General features: G+C 64.9%; 15 protein-coding genes. 8 read left to right on the top strand and 7 right to left on the bottom strand.

Translation table 11 applies throughout. From position 1 onward, the window contains the following. The 4 genes from AOP73_RS04295 to AOP73_RS04280 all read left to right on the top strand — a co-directional run bounded on the left by AOP73_RS04295 (position 1) and on the right by AOP73_RS04280 (position 4,401). Positions 1 to 342, top strand: a complete 342-nt coding sequence (locus AOP73_RS04295; protein WP_061963356.1) for a DUF2516 family protein — start codon at positions 1 to 3, stop codon at positions 340 to 342. A gap of 62 nt (positions 343 to 404) precedes the next feature. Beyond that, positions 405 to 830, top strand: a complete 426-nt coding sequence (gene dtd, locus AOP73_RS04290) for a D-aminoacyl-tRNA deacylase (RefSeq protein WP_061963355.1) — start codon at positions 405 to 407, stop codon at positions 828 to 830. Positions 831 to 1,004: 174 nt separating this feature from the next. Beyond that, positions 1,005 to 1,607 carry a Clp protease N-terminal domain-containing protein gene (locus tag AOP73_RS04285; RefSeq protein WP_061963354.1) on the top strand — a complete coding sequence of 201 codons (603 nt, stop codon included), beginning with the start codon at positions 1,005 to 1,007 and terminating at the stop codon, positions 1,605 to 1,607. Positions 1,608 to 1,830: 223 nt separating this feature from the next. Beyond that, positions 1,831 to 4,401 carry an ATP-dependent Clp protease ATP-binding subunit gene (locus tag AOP73_RS04280; RefSeq protein WP_061963353.1) on the top strand — a complete coding sequence of 857 codons (2,571 nt, stop codon included), beginning with the start codon at positions 1,831 to 1,833 and terminating at the stop codon, positions 4,399 to 4,401. A 252-nt stretch (positions 4,402 to 4,653) separates the two neighbouring features. Here AOP73_RS04280 and AOP73_RS04275 read toward each other — a convergent pair whose 3' ends face one another. Beyond that, positions 4,654 to 5,382 carry an endonuclease domain-containing protein gene (locus tag AOP73_RS04275; protein ID WP_160295431.1) on the bottom strand — a complete coding sequence of 243 codons (729 nt, stop codon included), beginning with the start codon at positions 5,380 to 5,382 and terminating at the stop codon, positions 4,654 to 4,656. Positions 5,383 to 5,724: 342 nt separating this feature from the next. Next, complete coding sequence (locus tag AOP73_RS04270; RefSeq protein WP_061963351.1) at positions 5,725 to 6,102, bottom strand: DoxX family protein; 378 nt, start codon at positions 6,100 to 6,102, stop codon at positions 5,725 to 5,727. A 135-nt stretch (positions 6,103 to 6,237) separates the two neighbouring features. On the opposite strand from AOP73_RS04270, the gene AOP73_RS04265 reads away from it, so the two are divergent. Beyond that, entirely contained in the window at positions 6,238 to 7,251 is a 1,014-nt protein-coding gene (locus AOP73_RS04265) for an aldo/keto reductase (protein ID WP_061963350.1), read from the top strand. Positions 7,252 to 7,281: 30 nt separating this feature from the next. Here the strand turns inward: AOP73_RS04265 and AOP73_RS04260 are convergent, their stop codons facing one another. Next, on the bottom strand, positions 7,282 to 8,220 hold the full coding sequence (locus AOP73_RS04260) for an HhH-GPD family protein (RefSeq protein ID WP_236683497.1): 939 nt from the start codon (positions 8,218 to 8,220) through the stop codon (positions 7,282 to 7,284). Between the two features lie 57 nt (positions 8,221 to 8,277). On the opposite strand from AOP73_RS04260, the gene AOP73_RS04255 reads away from it, so the two are divergent. Next, entirely contained in the window at positions 8,278 to 8,916 is a 639-nt protein-coding gene (locus AOP73_RS04255; protein WP_061963349.1) for a hypothetical protein, read from the top strand. A gap of 15 nt (positions 8,917 to 8,931) precedes the next feature. Here AOP73_RS04255 and radA read toward each other — a convergent pair whose 3' ends face one another. Next, positions 8,932 to 10,317 (bottom strand): DNA repair protein RadA, encoded by a 1,386-nt coding sequence (radA, locus tag AOP73_RS04250; protein ID WP_061963348.1) that lies wholly within the window; start codon positions 10,315 to 10,317, stop codon positions 8,932 to 8,934. An 82-nt stretch (positions 10,318 to 10,399) separates the two neighbouring features. Between radA and AOP73_RS04245 the strand changes: the two genes are divergently transcribed. Continuing rightward, positions 10,400 to 11,986: a hypothetical protein gene (locus AOP73_RS04245; protein ID WP_061963347.1), complete on the top strand. Its 1,587-nt coding sequence runs from the start codon at positions 10,400 to 10,402 to the stop codon at positions 11,984 to 11,986. Between the two features lie 23 nt (positions 11,987 to 12,009). Beyond that, on the top strand, positions 12,010 to 12,858 hold the full coding sequence (proC, locus tag AOP73_RS04240; RefSeq protein ID WP_061963346.1) for a pyrroline-5-carboxylate reductase: 849 nt from the start codon (positions 12,010 to 12,012) through the stop codon (positions 12,856 to 12,858). A 3-nt stretch (positions 12,859 to 12,861) separates the two neighbouring features. Here proC and AOP73_RS04235 read toward each other — a convergent pair whose 3' ends face one another. From AOP73_RS04235 to AOP73_RS04225, 3 genes are read right to left on the bottom strand one after another with little or no spacing between them, the layout of a single operon-like run. Continuing rightward, entirely contained in the window at positions 12,862 to 14,556 is a 1,695-nt protein-coding gene (locus tag AOP73_RS04235) for a CDP-glycerol glycerophosphotransferase family protein (RefSeq protein WP_152650527.1), read from the bottom strand. A 30-nt stretch (positions 14,557 to 14,586) separates the two neighbouring features. Further along, a complete protein-coding gene (locus tag AOP73_RS11705) occupies positions 14,587 to 15,294 on the bottom strand; it encodes an SDR family NAD(P)-dependent oxidoreductase (protein ID WP_084626550.1) in 708 nt (235 codons plus the stop codon). Continuing rightward, the gene (locus tag AOP73_RS04225) at positions 15,287 to 15,973 is read right to left on the bottom strand and encodes an IspD/TarI family cytidylyltransferase (protein WP_061963344.1); all 687 of its coding nucleotides are present in this window, start codon (positions 15,971 to 15,973) and stop codon (positions 15,287 to 15,289) included. The genes AOP73_RS11705 and AOP73_RS04225 overlap by 8 nt, the downstream gene beginning before the upstream one ends. Positions 15,974 to 16,119: the final 146 nt, after the last annotated feature.

Here is a 16,119-nt window from a genome sequence, read left to right as displayed (position 1 = left end):
ATGTTCGCATTCCTCCAAGCCGCCATCATTCTGGCGATCTCCGTTGCGGCCTTCATCGCCGCGATCTTCGCAGTAGTGCACGCCGCCAAGACCTCCGACGGCGCCTTCAAGGCCGCCGGCAAGCAGAGCAAAGCGCTGTGGCTGGTCCTCATGATCGCCGCCACCGCCATCGCGTTCGTCAGCCTGCCCTGGCCACTCGGCAACGGCTCCGGCACTGTGGGCCTGCTCGGAATCATTTCCTTGGGCGCGGTGATCTTCTACCTCGTAGACGTCAAGCCCAAGGTGTCCGGCTATTCCGGCGGCCCCAGTGGCCCCCGCAACAACAACCGCGGCACCTGGTAACCCCCTGGTCCCCCGCCCCACGTGACTAATCCGCACGCATCCCGCCCCAGCATCGGCCGCTCGTGAAGGCCGTGCTACAGCGGGCGTCTCGCGCATCGGTGACCGTCGATGGCGCAGTCACCGCACAGTTCACCCGGCAGGGAATCGTCGCCCTCGTGGGCGTGACTCACGGAGACGGTCCCGAGCAGGTCGAGGTGATCGCGCGCAAGATCGCCGAACTGCGCATCTTGGACGACGAAAAGTCCGCGACCGACGTTAACGCGCCCATCATCGTGGTGAGTCAGTTCACGCTGTACGCCGACGTGAGGAAGGGCCGTCGGCCTTCGTGGAACGGCGCCGCACCCGGTCCCGTGGCTGAACCACTGGTGGAAGCCGTGACGAATGCGCTGCGCGAGCGTAGTCTGTGTGTAGGCACGGGTGTGTTTGGTGCCCACATGGATGTGGAGCTCGTCAACGACGGACCCATCACCATCATCGTGGAGGCCTGACATGATCCTTGAGGCACTGGCGAGCGTCTCCGACGCCATCGCTGGATTTCTGTTTCCCGAGCCTTGGCGCCAGAAGCTGCGCACCCGACGCGCCCGCCGGCACCACGCGTAGGGCGCCGCTCACCCCCTCCCTCCCGGCTATTGTGGGGGCCTACCAGCGACGAGGGTTGGAGCATGATCAATCGCTACACGCAGTCCGCGCTGGAGTCACTAGAGGTCGCCAGAGCCATTGCTGTGCACAGCAATGCTGACACTATTCAACCCGTGCACTTGCTCGCGGCCAGCGCGCGCGAACCGCATTACGTCGCGGCTCGCGCATTCGCTACTTTCGGCGTCGAATACCCAGCTTTCCGCCCCCTTCTGGGCATTGACGCTGGTGAATGTCACGAAATCCATCCTCCAATGGCCTTCAGCAAGCCGCTGCGGAAAGTTCTCTACTCGGCTCTGGAAGAAGCCGCCTTCAGTGGGCATCAGGACATCTGTACTGGCCATTTAGCAGTGGCCAGTCTCGCGACGTCCGATCCAGCAGTTCTCACGCTGCTCAACGCATTGCGGGTGAGTCCTAGACAGCTCAGGAGTTCACTCTTTGCTTTACTGGCAGAGGATCCACAAGCCATTGCTCGCGAGTCCCCTCAGCCCTTCGCGTCAAATGCGGAGCGTGCCGAATGGGAGAAAATCGTCGCGTCCACCAAGCGCCTGCACCTGGGGTTTTGGAAAGGCTTTGTCCGGCGCCAAGGCAACGATGTACGCGACAAGCGCAAGGAGCTCGGCTTCTAATCGCGTGGCGGCCAGCAGGCGGCCTTTCAGGAAGCCCCCGCGCGAGCATCGGCGCGCTGCAGCGATGTCAAGGGGCTGAGCGGCAGTGTGTCGGCCAGGTCACGGTTGTCACGCCCCTGGCGAACATCGCAATAACCACCCCCTGACCGTGGTTAGCCTGGTTGCAACACCACAGGTGACTGTGGAGACCCCGGCACCCGCCGGACGACGAAGGAGGATGAAAATGTTCGAACGGTTTACCGATCGGGCCCGACGTGTAGTGGTGCTCGCCCAAGAAGAGGCGCGCATGCTCAACCACAACTACATCGGCACGGAGCACATCCTGCTCGGCCTCGTCCGCGAGGGCGAAGGCGTCGCAGCCAAGGCACTCGAGGCCATGGACATCAGCCTCAACGGCGTGCGCGAGCAGGTGCAGGAGATCATCGGCGAGGGCTCACACGCTCCCTCCGGTCACATCCCCTTTACGCCTCGCGCCAAGAAGGTACTCGAGTTGTCACTGCGCGAGGCGCTGCAGCTCGGCCACAACTACATCGGAACCGAGCACATTCTGCTCGGTCTCATCCGCGAGGGTGAGGGCGTCGCAGCCCAGGTGCTCGGCAAGCTTGGAGCAGACCTCGGTGGCGTGCGTCAGCAGGTCATCCAGCTGCTGTCCGGCTACGAGGGCAAGGAGCCCGCGACCGCCGGTGGCGGCCCAGCGGAGGGCACCCCTGCCGGCTCGACGGTCCTCGACCAGTTTGGCCGCAACTACACGCAGGCCGCGCGCGAGGGCAAGCTCGACCCCGTCGTGGGCCGCGAGCTCATCATGGAGCGCGTGATGCAGGTGCTGTCGCGCCGTACCAAGAACAACCCTGTTTTGATTGGCGAGCCCGGTGTCGGCAAGACCGCCGTGGTCGAGGGTCTGGCCCAGGCGATCGTGCGCGGCGACGTGCCGGAGACGCTGAAGGACAAGCACCTCTACACGCTCGACCTCGGTTCGCTCGTGGCTGGTTCGCGCTACCGCGGTGACTTCGAGGAGCGCCTCAAGAAGGTCCTCAAGGAGATCCGCACTCGCGGGGACATCATCCTGTTCATTGACGAGATCCACACCCTGGTGGGTGCGGGTGCCGCCGAGGGCGCGATTGACGCAGCCTCGATTTTGAAGCCGATGCTGGCACGAGGTGAACTCCAGACCATTGGCGCCACCACGCTCGACGAGTACCGCAAGCACATCGAGAAGGATGCCGCACTCGAGCGTCGCTTCCAGCCGATCCAGGTTCCCGAGCCGGAGCTCGCTCACGCGATCGAGATCCTCAAGGGGCTGCGCGATCGCTACGAAGCGTTCCACCGCGTCACGATCACGGACGACGCGATCGTGGCCGCGGCTCAGATGGCAGACCGCTACATCTCCGACCGCTTCCTGCCAGACAAGGCGATCGACCTCATCGATGAGGCGGGCGCGCGCCTGCGCATCCGTCGCATGACGTCACCTCCCGAGCTGCGAGACCTTGACGACAAGATCGCCAACGTCCGCCGCGACAAGGAATCCGCGATCGACGAGCAGGACTTCGAGAAGGCAGCGTCGCTGCGTGACGTGGAGCGCCGCCTCACCGAGGAGCGCTCCGAGAAGGAGGAGGCCTGGAAGTCAGGCGACCTCGACGTCGCCGCAGTCGTTGACGAAGAGCTCATTGCCGAGGTGCTCGCCATGTCCACGGGTGTTCCCGTGGCCCGCGTCTCCTCCGACGAGTCCTCGCGTCTCCTCCAGATGGAAGGCGAACTGGGCAAGCGCGTCATCGGCCAGAGCCAGGCCGTCAAGGTGCTGTCTCAGGCCATTCGTCGTACTCGTGCAGGCCTGAAGGACCCCAAGCGTCCCGGTGGCTCGTTCATCTTCGCCGGTCCTACCGGTGTCGGTAAGACGGAGTTGGCCAAGGCGCTCGCCGAGTTCCTGTTCGGCGACGAGAGCTCGCTCATCAGCCTCGATATGTCCGAGTACGGAGAGAAGCACACGGTCGCTCGACTGTTCGGTGCCCCTCCCGGATACGTGGGCTTCGAAGAGGGTGGCCAGCTGACCGAGAAGGTCCGCCGCAAGCCGTTCTCCGTGGTCCTGTTCGACGAGGTCGAGAAGGCCCACCCGGACATCTTCAACTCACTTCTCCAGATCCTGGAAGACGGCAAGTTGACCGATGCTCAGGGTCGCGAGGTCAACTTCAAGAACACCATCATCATCATGACCACCAACCTCGGTGCCGACGCGATCTCGCGTCGTCAGGCCACGGGATTCTCGGTCGCGACAGAGGGTGGACAGAGCTACGAAGAGATGACCAAGCTGGTGAACACCAAGCTGAAGGATCACTTCAAGCCTGAGTTCCTCAACCGCGTGGACAACGTGGTGGTCTTCCCGCAGCTCACACAGCAGGAGATCGTGCAGATCGTCGACCTCATGGTCGCCAAGTTGGACATCCGCATGCAAGACAAGGACATGGGTATCGAGCTCACGGACGCCGCAAAGCAGTTGCTCGCGGTGAAGGGTTACGACCCCGTCCTCGGTGCTCGACCCCTGCGCCGCGCCTTGCAGCGCGAGCTCGAGGATGCCCTGTCGGAGAAGATCCTGTTCGGCGAACTCACTGCAGGGCAGATCGTGCGCGTCGACGTCAAGGGCGAGGGTTCCACCGCGGAGTTCACGTTCGAGGGCCTCGACAAGGACGACATCACGGGTGGCCCCATGACGATCGAGCACGCTCCGGTCGGAGCGTCCTCGGAGCTCGCGGGCGACGGTCCTCACGAAGGTGAAGACGTTCCCAAGGGCACCGGCGAATAGCAAGTCTTAGTTCCGCGAAGGGCCCCATCTCCAGACGGAGGTGGGGCCCTTCGCGTTGCCGGGCGACGGCATCGGCCGTCTGGCGGTAGACCTGGCCGATTCTGGTGGCGAGACTTGCCGTTCCGCGCCGGAGCCCGCGCCAACTTCCGCGCCCGCGCCCCCATCGGTGAGACGCCCCCCACCAGCTCTCCTCCTATGCTTACATCTGGGCGAAAAACTGACGAGTTTTGCGACCAGATGTAAGCGCAGGGGTTAGCGAGCATCGTCGAGACGGGTCTTGAGGACTCGGCGAACCCTGTCGCGGCACCACGAGGGCCTGTCGTGAAGGTCACGCCAACCAAAGCGCAAAGTGAGATAGCCGGCTGCGGCGAGCTCGACGTCGCGCTCACGATCCGCCCGACGCGCCTTTGCCGAGCCATGAAAGGCCTCGCCATCGAGTTCGATCAAGACACGTGCTTCTCGATGAAGGGCGTCCGCGACTCGACGTCGGCCACTGGTAGTGATCTCTGCTTGCCACTCAAGCTTCGCAAAATCAGCACCTGTGAACACCTCGTTCCGTGCGAGCACCTCAAGCGGTGACGTCGCACCCCGCGCAAAGTGTGCGACGAGGTGTAGAAGCGTCCTTCGTTCGGGGACTCGTGGTGCCCATTCGAGTGCTTCGAACAGACGAGCGACAGAGCAGCATCGCTCCCACATCGCCTCGTAGAAGGTTGACCTGCGATCACGCGGATGCGCGGCACGCCACGCGTCAACCAGCGCATGGGCGGGCGTGGCCAGGCGCACCAGGTTGCGAACACGACTTGGCGGTAGTTCGGCGACCGACCGCACGCGGATCCAATCCGGGGCTCTCACGGTATAGGGCCGCTCGATCAGGACATCCGCAATCTCGGGTGCAGCCAACTCGGACCGTTCAAGGTGCAGTGCCAGTTGCCCCGTCACGACGGCGCGGTGGCACCAAGCGCTGATCGCCTGGGCTCTCACGGTGGGATTTTGCACGTGTGCTCGTGCAACGATCAGACCAGGCAGCAGGGCTACGGCGTCGCCACTGTGCAACGCAGCTCTCACGCGGTGCTTAGACCACTCGCTCTCGAGATCTGATCGTCGACAAGGAGCGCGTACGCGGTCGAGATACTCGCTCACCGTCGTCGGCTCGTCAAGGTGAAGAGGTAGTGCCATGCCACGACTCCACCACGTGGAAGTCACGTGCGATGCGGCTGCACATCAATCTGTGGATAGCCCCACCAACTCCTGCGCTTACATTTGGGCCCAGAATCCCTCGATTTTGGGCCCAGATGTAAGCGCGGGAGATAGGGGGTAGCCGGGCTAGCCTCCGAAGAGGACAATCCAGAAGCGACCTACGGCCACAAACAAGGCGAGGGCACCAAGCACGATGCTGGGCGCGAAGGCCTTGAGGGGGTCGCCATCCTTCGCATGTACAACTACAGCACCGATCATTGTGATGAGCAGTCCGGTCGCTGCGATAGGCACCAGGATCACGGCAATTCCTGTCACAGCCGGCAGGATCAGCCCCAATCCACCGAGGATCTCAACCGCGCCAATGCCTCGTACCTGCGCGTCAGAGAAGTGCCTCATCCAGGCCATCTCGCCTTCGGACTTCTTTCCCTTAGACAGTTTCATGGCGCCGGCCATGACGAACGCTACGGCCACGAGAGCGGCGGCGATCCAAAGTGCGATATTCATTCAGCATCCATCCCTATTGAAGTGTCGTCTCACCTAATGTCCAACGCAGTCACGGACGCAGAATTCCCCTTCGCCGAGTCGCGTTTCCTACCAGGTGGTTAGCGATCAAATCTTCGACACAATAGGCTGGGCAACATGACTCACACACCCCATGTGGCCAGCGAGGCCCGCTACGACACCATGAGCTACCGCCGCTGCGGCAAGTCCGGAATCCGCCTTCCCGGCGTGAGCCTGGGCCTGTGGCAGAACTTCGGGGGAGCCAACGCTCTAGACACCCAACGCGATATCATCCTGGACGCATTCGACCAGGGCATCACGCACATCGACCTGGCCAACAACTACGGCCCTCCGGCGGGCAGCGCCGAGGAGAACTTTGGCCGTGTGTTCGCGTCAGACCTCAAGCCATACAGGGACGAGATCCTGGTCAGCACCAAGGCCGGCTACTACATGTGGCCCGGCCCTTACGGCGAGTGGGGCTCGCGCAAGTCGCTACTCGCCTCACTCGACCAGTCGCTGACCCGCATGGGGCTCGACTACGTCGACATTTTCTACCACCACCGCCCAGACCCCGACACCCCCATCGAGGAGTCGATGATGGCGCTCGACGCCGCGGTGCGGTCGGGCAAGGCCCTCTACGCGGGCATCTCGAACTACGGTCCCGAGGACACCCTCGAGGCCATCCGGATCCTGCGTCACCTCGGCACGCCGATGCTGATCCACCAGTTCCCGTACAACATGTACGAGCGCACCCCGGACAAGGGCCTGCTCGATGTACTCGAGGCGGAGGGCGTGGGATCGATCGTGTTCTCCCCGCTCGCGCAGGGCATGCTGACCAACCGCTACCTGAAGGGCGTCCCCGAAGGCTCGCGTGCGACTCACTCGCAGTTCCTATCCGAGAAGCAGATCAGCGAGACGTACCTCGAGCGCACCCGTGCGCTCAACGAGATCGCGGAGGGCCGCGGTCAGACGCTCGCGCAGATGGCCGTTCAGTGGGTGCTACGCGGCGACCGCGTGACATCGGCTCTGGTGGGCGCGTCCTCCGTCGCTCAGCTGCGCGACACCGTTGGCGCACTGTCATTCGACCCGCTCACCGACGACGAGATCGCCGCCATCGAGCCGTACGCCGTCCACGGCACGCAGCGCGGCTAACCCAGAGCAAGCCTCAAGGCGCGTGCGCCCTCACCCGAGGGCGTACGCGCCTTTTTGCTCGTCTACCAGGGCAATCAGACGGTCGTCGACCAGCGAGCCGATGCATCGGTCGAGTTGTCCCGGTTCGACGTCTTCCAGCACGGCCAGCCCTGTCACGTTCACCGGCGCCGATGCCTCACGCAGCACCGCAAGCACGCGCCCCCTAACCTGGCGGTCGGAGCCGTGCCACGCCTGGGTGCGCTTGGGTGCCTCCTCGAGACCTGGCTTCCCCGCGGCCAGCCACACACACTCCGTGGCCAGCGGGCACTCCTCGCAACGGGCAACCCGCGCGGTGCACACCAGGGCTCCGAGTTCCATCGACCCGGCACTCCAAGCCACCGCTTCTGTCGCGACCTCCGGAACCAACGCCGCGGCGAAATCCCGCTCCCGCTTGGTCAGGTGCGCAGCCGGGAGCGCCTGCCCGTGCCACGCGCGCCCGATGACCCGTCGAATATTCGTATCCAGCACCACCGCTCGCTCGCCAAACGCGAAGGCTCGCACTGCGGCTGCCGTGTAGTCGCCGATGCCGGGAAGGGCGAGCAGCTCGGCCTCACCCAGGTCAGGGTCGGCGCCCGGCACGTCGCCGCCGTGACGTTCGACGATGACGCGAGCGCATTCCCACAGCCGCTGAGCGCGCCGGGGGTAGCCCAGCCGTCCCCAGGCCCGAACGGCATCGGCCTGCGTGGACTCGGCGAGTGCGGCTGGCGTCGGCCACCGCAGCATCCACTCGCGCCATACGGGCTCGACCCGTGCCACGGGGGTCTGCTGGAGCATAATCTCGCTGACCAACACCCCCCATGGCGTGCAGTCGGCGCGCCGCCAGGGCAAGTCGCGCGCCTCGGCCACGAACCAATCGATGACGGCCTCAACCATCGCCTCGTCGTGTGGGGCCACCCGGGTGAGCGGTGCGGCTTGCGGAGGCTTCGGCATGGCTTCATTGTTCCAGCCGCACGCGGGTTACCGTTAGTGAGAGAGCGAGGAGGAGTCGTGGACGGACTGCGAAACCCTATCGGCGAGGAACCGCCCGAGGTCTACTGGAAACGACGCCTCATCGTGGGCATCGGAATTGTGGTTCTGATCGCCCTCGTGTGGTTCATTGTCGCCAAGGCGACCGACGGCAGTAATGACCCTGCGGCCACGCCCTCTGATGCAGCCACCACCTCGCCCGCGCCCACGTCAGGCGCGACAACGTCGCCGGATCCAAGTGCTTCTGCGAACGCAGCCGCCGCGTCACGTGCGTGCGGCCCCGAGGACCTCACCATCACCACCACCGCAAATCCCGCTGATGTAGCCGCCGGCTCGCCCGTCACGTTCGATGTGGATCTGGCTCAGGATGGCTCGAGCCCATGCCTGCTCGACACCACCGCCGACGGCACCGAGTTGCTGATCACCTCGGGTTCGGACCGCATCTACAGCTCCACCGACTGCCCCGCGGACGAGGCCGTCGCCGCCACGCAACTGGTGCTGGAGCCTGGCACCGAGGACACCGTCGCGGTCACCTGGAACGGCAAGCGTTCAGCTCCCGACTGTGAGGAGGTCAGCGCCTCTCCCCGTGCCGGCACGTACAACGCGGCGCTCACGGTGCAGGGTATCGAGAGCGACTCGGCCGTCTTCCGCCTCCAATAACTCCGCGGCCAACCGCTAACTGCTGGCGGGAAGCGCGAGGGACACCGCCTCGGCAAGCGTCGACGCGTGATGAACCCTGATACTCACGGGTGACTTGTCTCGCGACGAGCCACCGGTCGACGTCGGCACCACGATGTCGGTGAACCCGAGCCGAGCGGCCTCGGCCACGCGTTGCGCCGTGCCCGACACTGGCCGGAGGGCGCCGGACAGTGCTACCTCTCCCACGGCCACCCAGCCGTCACGCACCGGTCGGTCGGAGCGCGCCGATGCTAGGGCGAGGGCCAGCGCCACGTCCGCTGCGGGTTCGGTCACCCGCGCACCTCCGATGGTCGACACATAAACGTCGTCCGCCGCGACGGCGACGCCGACGCGCCGATGCAGCACCGCCAGAATCATCGAGACCCGCGACGAGTCCATCCCCGACGTTGCCCGGCGGGGGTTTGCCAGGGCACTCGGGGCCACCAGAGCTTGGATCTCCGCTGGTAGCGGTCGCTTGCCATCGATCGTGATGGTGGCGCAGGTGCCCGGCACCGGCGTGGTTTCGCGAGAGAGAAATAGGCCGGAAGGGTCACTCACTCCCTCGATCCCAGCATCGACTAGCTGGAAGCAGCCCACCTCGTCCACGGAGCCGAAGCGATTCTTGATGGCGCGCAACAGCCGCAGTTGGGAGTGCTGCTCGCCCTCGAACTGACACACGACGTCGACCAAGTGCTCCACAATGCGCGGTCCCGCGACGGATCCATCCTTGGTGACGTGGCCCACGAGCACCATCGGGAACCCGCGTGTCTTGGCCGCCTGAATGAGCGCGGACGCGACCTCGCGGACCTGGCCCACGCCTCCCGGAGTGCCCTCAATCTGAGCCGAGGCGATGGTCTGAATCGAGTCCACCATCACCAAGTCCGGCTGCTGGGCGTCCAAGTGCGCGAGCACTGCACCAAGGTCAGTCTCCGCGGCCAACAACAGATTGGGCTCCAAGGCACCGATGCGCTCGGCCCGCAGTCGCACCTGGCCGGCCGACTCCTCGCCAGTGACATAGAGCACTGTGCGTCCGCTGCGTGCGGCGCGGGCGGCGACATCGAGCAGCAGAGTCGACTTGCCGACACCGGGCTCTCCCGCGAGCAAAATGACTGCTCCTGGCACGAGGCCTCCACCCAGGACGCGGTCAAACTCCCCCACGCCGGTGGGCAGCCGCTCGGAGGCAGCCTCCGACACCTGGGAGATGGGCACGGCCGGCTGAGAGGCGGCGGTGGCTTTGGTGGCGGGCCCCGACGGGGTCGACCCGTTTTCCACGACAGTTCCCCACGCTTGGCACTCGCCGCAGCGTCCCACCCACTTCACGGCCATCCAGCCGCACTCGGTGCAGCGGTAGGCCGGAGTGGACTTGCGGGTGCTGGTTGCCATGGGGTTCACGGTAGCCGAGGGATCAGACACACACCGGCAAGGAACGAGGTCAACTCGGCAGTTTTCGCCGTAGGCTGGCGCTATGTCAACCGAGTCCGAGACGCCCCGTCGCGCTTCGCCGTGGCACCGCGTCTCCCCGGGCGAGGAGCCCGCCGCTCGGCAAGCATCGGACGAGGACTCGGGTGAGCAACCGCGATCCATCTCAGATGCACACGGCCTCACCCCCGTGAAGCCACCCCTCCCTAGCGTCGCTAAGCGCACCGGAGTGCCCACGCCCATCGATGCGGACGCCGCCGAACTAGTCCCGGCCGTCACGCTGCCCGATGCCGCGGAGACGTTTCCCACGGCCGCCGTCACGACCGAAATCGCTGTCAATGCCCCCAGCAGGGACGATGCATCGGCCGGCCCCGCCGCGACCTCGCCATACCTCGCCCCGTTCACACCCGGGGCGGGAATCGAGACTGCGCAGCCCAACGAGGACAGCGTCGCTGCGGACGTCTCCACGACAGCGCCAACCGAGCCCCCGGCTCCTCGAACTGGCACCGTGCGCAAGCTGGCACCTTCCGCTGCCACCCTGTTGGCGATCGGCGAGCTCCCCACCTTTGACGACGAACCGGCATTCGTTCCGCTCTACGAGCCCTCCCCGGCCGGCGATGTGGAGGATGCCGAATCGCCTCTCGCGCACACGACTCTGGTGGAATCCAATGAGCCCGCCTACGAGCCGGCAGTTGCCGCGCCGCCGTCCGTGCCTACGCCCATCGTCGTGCCCCAGGATCTCGAGTCCCAGACGTCTCACGAAACCCCTACTGCATCCACTCCGGAGGACACCATGGCTACCGCATCACACGACGACGACGCCACGACAGACATGCCAGCAGAGGGAACAGCGGGCGACCAGCCGAACCCCCAGACGGAGCCCATCACCGATGGGCCAACCCCCACCGACGCCGACACCACGGCAGTATCCCCAGATCCCGACGAGGATCCATCCGCCCAAGCAGAATCTGCCGAGGAGCCGGAGCCAGAAACTGGTGAGGACGATGGCGACAGTGGACTCCCCGTGGTCCCGCCTGTCAGTGGTGATGACGATGGCAGCGATGGATCCGGACCGATCTGGAAGTCTCCGGCGTTCCTCATTATTGCCGGAATCGTGGTGTTGCTGGGAGTCGGCGTCGCGGTGTGGGCACTCTTCTTCAAGTCGTCCGAACCGATGGAACCCGTCGAGGTGACGGTGACGACGGAGGCCACCCCCACCATCGAACCCGTGGCCCCCACGGATCCCTCCGACTTCCTCGCGGCCATGCCCACGACGGTGGGTGCGTACGCGCTGACGAACTCGGTCGCGACCCTCGCGGATCCGGACGAGGGGCCCGACGAGAGTGGCGTCGCGGAGAGCGACACGCTGACCTACTCGGATGGCACCATCGAGATTGTCGTCACCGCGTGGCAGCACTACGACGTGGGTGCAGCGCAGACGACCTTCGAGGCTCTGAATGTGGGCGGCACCGACCCCGAACCCGTCGTGGTCGATGGCGCCGAGGTTGGCAGCCAGGTCACGATCGCCAATGGCGCGGACTCCACGATCCTGTGGATCAACGGCACCGCGGTCTTCACCGCCGTAGGTCCCGCCGATGCTGTGGCCGGCTTTGTTGATGGGTTTGGTTTCTAGCCAGCGCGGGTAGCCTGGTTGCTATGAGCGACACTGCGACCAACACCGCGCCCAACGCACCCCGGATTGCCATTCTTGGCGGCGGCGTCATGGGCGGCACCATCATCACCGCACTGCGCGTGGCCGGCTGGCCGGCGGACAAGATCGTCGTCGCCGACCGCGGTTCGGTGCGCGCCGCAGCACTACAGGAGGCGCACGGCATCGATACCACCCAGGAGATCGCCCCCGCGGTCGACGGTGCCGACATCGTGGTCATCGCCGTCAAGCCTCAGCAGGCGGGCGACATTATGGGCGACATCGCGGACAACCTCCGCGACGGCGCACTCGTCATCACCGTTGCTGCCGGACTGTCCTGCGAGTACTACGAGCAGCGCCTGCCCGAGGGCACGCCGGTGGTACGCGCGATGCCCAATACTCCGTCGATCGTGGCCCGCGGAGTGACCGGCATTGCCGCCGGCGCGCACGCTGACCAGGCTCACCTGGACCTCGTCGCCGGAATGCTCAGCGCCACCGGCATGGTGGTGGGCATCGAGGAGGCACAGATGGATGCGCTGTCCTCAGTGTCCGGCTCGGGACCCGCATATTTCTACGCAATGGTCGAGGCACTCACCGAGGCGGGCGTGGCTCAGGGACTCGACCGAGAGCTCGCCGTCGCACTCGCTGCCCAGACCTTCATTGGCGCCGCACATCTCCTCCAGGAGACGGGCGACGAGCCACAGGAACTACGTAGGCGCGTCAGTTCCCCCAAGGGAATCACGATTGCGGCGCTCGAGGCCATGGAGAACGCCGGCTTGCAGGGCGTAGTTGCCGCTGGCGCGAATGCCGCAGTGGCTCGCTCACGAGCGCTCGGCGTGGAACTCAGCCAGGACTAAGCGCTACGACTCGAGGTCGAGTTCGCCCACGAACTCGTGGTTCTGAATGACCTCGTGCAACGCATCGACAAAGTGCGCCTCGTAGCCCTCGTGGCCGAAGGGCCCCAAGTAGTACTCGCGCGCCGCTTCGCGCTCGCCCGGTAGTTCCTTGTCCGCAAGGAGGCGTGCGATCCACGGGGCCACGTCGTCGTCAGGCTGGGCGATGTAGGACGCCGATGCGAGAGTGGGCCGGCCGTCAATGCGTACCAACACATCGGGGCGCATCTCCATGATCGCGATGGGTTTGGCGCTGAAGAGATAGTCAATCGGGACCGCAGAGATGTCAGTGACTGCGGCGTCGGACGCGTTGAAGCAGTCGACGAGCGTCATCTCCGCAAACATCTGAGGGCCAAAGCGATGCGCACGACCCGTCGCGGCGGCATCGGCCGCCAGCAGGTCCTGAATCTCTTGAACATTCTGCGCGAGCTCGGCCGACTTGTTCGAGTACGGGTGCTCCCTGAAGATCACGGTGGCACCCTGGTCGAGCAGCGCCGTCACGATCTCGACTCCGCGGGGTAGCGACGAGTAATTGGCATCGTTGAAAAAGCCATTCCATGTGGGCGCGTACACCACAGTCTTGGGTCCGGTCACGGGCATGGGACCGGAGATCTCTGCCACTTGCGGGCGGCCCACAATACGGAACTTGTTGCGCGGGATCTCGATCCCGTTGTCCCAGTAACGATCGATTGCTGCCTGGCCCGCGACGAACAACTCGTCGTACATCGCGCTCACCGGGTTTCGGCTGGACGGCTTGTCGCTGTCTCCGTGCAGCAGCTGGACGTGGTGAAGTTGACCGCGGCGAATCAGGTGCGTATTGGCGGCGGCGTTATTCACGTAGAACACCGTGCCGATTCCCATGGCTAACACGTCATCGACGGCACGCAGGGTACTGGAGTAGACCACCGGTTGATCCGTGAGCTCGCAGATCTCCGCGTACAGCGACTCCTCGCGCACCATGATGACAAAGCGCTCGTCAAGCTTGTCGAAGAGGGGCAACCACGTGTTGAGCTGGTACGAGGAGTTGGCTGGGCCCGAGATATGAATCGCGAAACGTGCGCCGATACCCTCAATACGCAGTCGAGTGCGCTCGCGGTAAACATTCCGATTGACGATGCGCCGCAGCACATAGAAGGCCCCCAGGAGGAACAGCACCGCCGCGATGGTCGCGAGAATCCGTGCGGGAATGCCGGGCCACGTGCCGAGCGCCAGGATGGACGAGCTGGCGGACAGCGACAGCGCGGCAAGCGCCCACGGAAGGGATCGAGAGACACGTACCGAATCGAGGTTGAGCCGCAGGTCACCGCGGGTCGCCGGCTTCAGTGCCACGGTGGCCAATGCCACCGCGGCGACGCCCACGGCGACGATCGCAGCAGCTTGCCATGACAGGTCACCGCCTTCACGCTCGGCATACACCGCGAGCGCGCCCAGGGCGAACCACTTCGCCGCCGCGCCGTCTGCGGCGCCAGCAGCCAGGCGGCCCACCGGACCGATATTGGGGAAGCGCGAGTGCATCCGCTTGGACACAGGGGTCGCCAGAGACGTCGCAATGAGCAGCACGACGAGGGCGATCACGGCCCAATCGAGCCATTCCGCGTCGATGGCGGCCGCGACAACGACAACGCCGCCCATGACGAGCGGAGCCACGCGCCGCGGCTTCACGAGGGAAGTCAGCGAACCAAACACCGGCGACTACTGACGGACGATGACGTTTTGCTGGTCGACGTACTGACCTGTGGGGCCGAGCATCGTCTCGATCACCTGTGCCACGTGTTGCGGCTGCATGATGGTGCTCGGGTCTTCCTCGGGGGCGAGCACGCGGCGCAGCGCGGTGGCGGTGCGGCCGGGCGAGAGGCACACCACGCGGGTGCCGTAGATCTTGAGCTCGTCGCGCATGACCTCGGACATGTTGATGACCGCTGCCTTGGAGGCTGAATAGGTCAGCCAGCCCGAGCGGCCGTTGATACCGGCCGTCGAGGCGATGTTGACGATGACGTCGAATCGGTTGCCGAGGTGCAAGAGCTCCTGTACGAGGGTGAACGGCGCATAGACGTTGACTGCCATGGTGCGCTCGAAGTCCGCGAAGTCGACCTGGTGAATCGGCACGGGGTTGGTATACCCGGCATTGTTCACGAGGTAGTGGATGGTGCCGTGGGCCTCATACAGCTCGCCGATGGCGACAATGAGCGCGTCGCGATCGCCCACGTCCACGATGCTGCGCACCAGGGTGACGCCGTCGCCTACCTCGGCCTCGAGGGCCGCATAGTTCGCGTCGAAGTCGTCCGACTGGCGAGCCATCAGGATGACCGTGGTGATGTCCAGGTCGGATGCGGCAAGGCGGTGGGCGGTTTCCAGGCCGATGCCCTTGGAGGCACCGGTGATGAGAGCAGTCTTAGACATTTTCGTCCCCCTCGCGGCGCAACAGCATGGTCGCGAGGTTGACGTCGCCTGGCGTGGTGACCTTCAGGTTGTGCTCCGAGCCTTCGACAAAGAACACGTCGATACCAGCATCGGCGCACATCGTCGCGTCCTCGGTGTAGTGAGTGCCGGAGGCGCTCGCAAACTCGTGGCCCCGACGCAGATCATCGAGATTGAACTTTTGCGGCAACTGAACGTTGCGCAAACGGGAGCGCTCGAGGCTACCGGTCACGCGACTCGTGTCGGGGTCGACAGGCGCAACGGTGAATGAGATTTCACGCATGAAGCCCACGTTGGCGTGATCCGAGTTGATCAGCGTGCGGAAATCGTCGGCCGTGACGATCGGCCGTGCGCTCTCGTGTAGCAGCACGTCGTCGTTGGTGACCTGATCCAGAAGCAAAGCGACAGACTGCTGGCGCGTCTGGCCAGCATCGGCATATTTGACCGGGGTCTGGATGGCGTAGTCGCGCACCAACGCCTCGAGAGTGTCGCGGTGCCCCGGAGGAAAGTTGAGCACAATCTCGGTGATTTCAGCGACCTCGTCGGCGGCCTTCAACGAATAGACGACGATCGGCACGCCGTTGATCTTCACGAATTGTTTTGGTCCGGCGGTGCGCGCACGGGCACCCACCCCACCGTTGAGCAAGATCAGAGAAATCACGATTACTCCATAGTCTGGGGAATCTGCAGTCGGCACAGTCTATCTTGCGAGGTTTATCGGGTTCGAACGCTCCCGCTGGGCAAGTGGGCAGAAGGTCCCGCGGTGGGTCGCATAGTTCCACCTATATTGGCTTGTGTGACCCTTGA

The organism is Demequina aurantiaca (assembly GCF_000975135.1).
In the GTDB taxonomy this organism is placed as follows: Bacteria; Actinomycetota; Actinomycetes; order Actinomycetales; family Demequinaceae; genus Demequina; species Demequina aurantiaca.
This window is presented reverse-complemented; position numbering and strand designations above follow the sequence as displayed.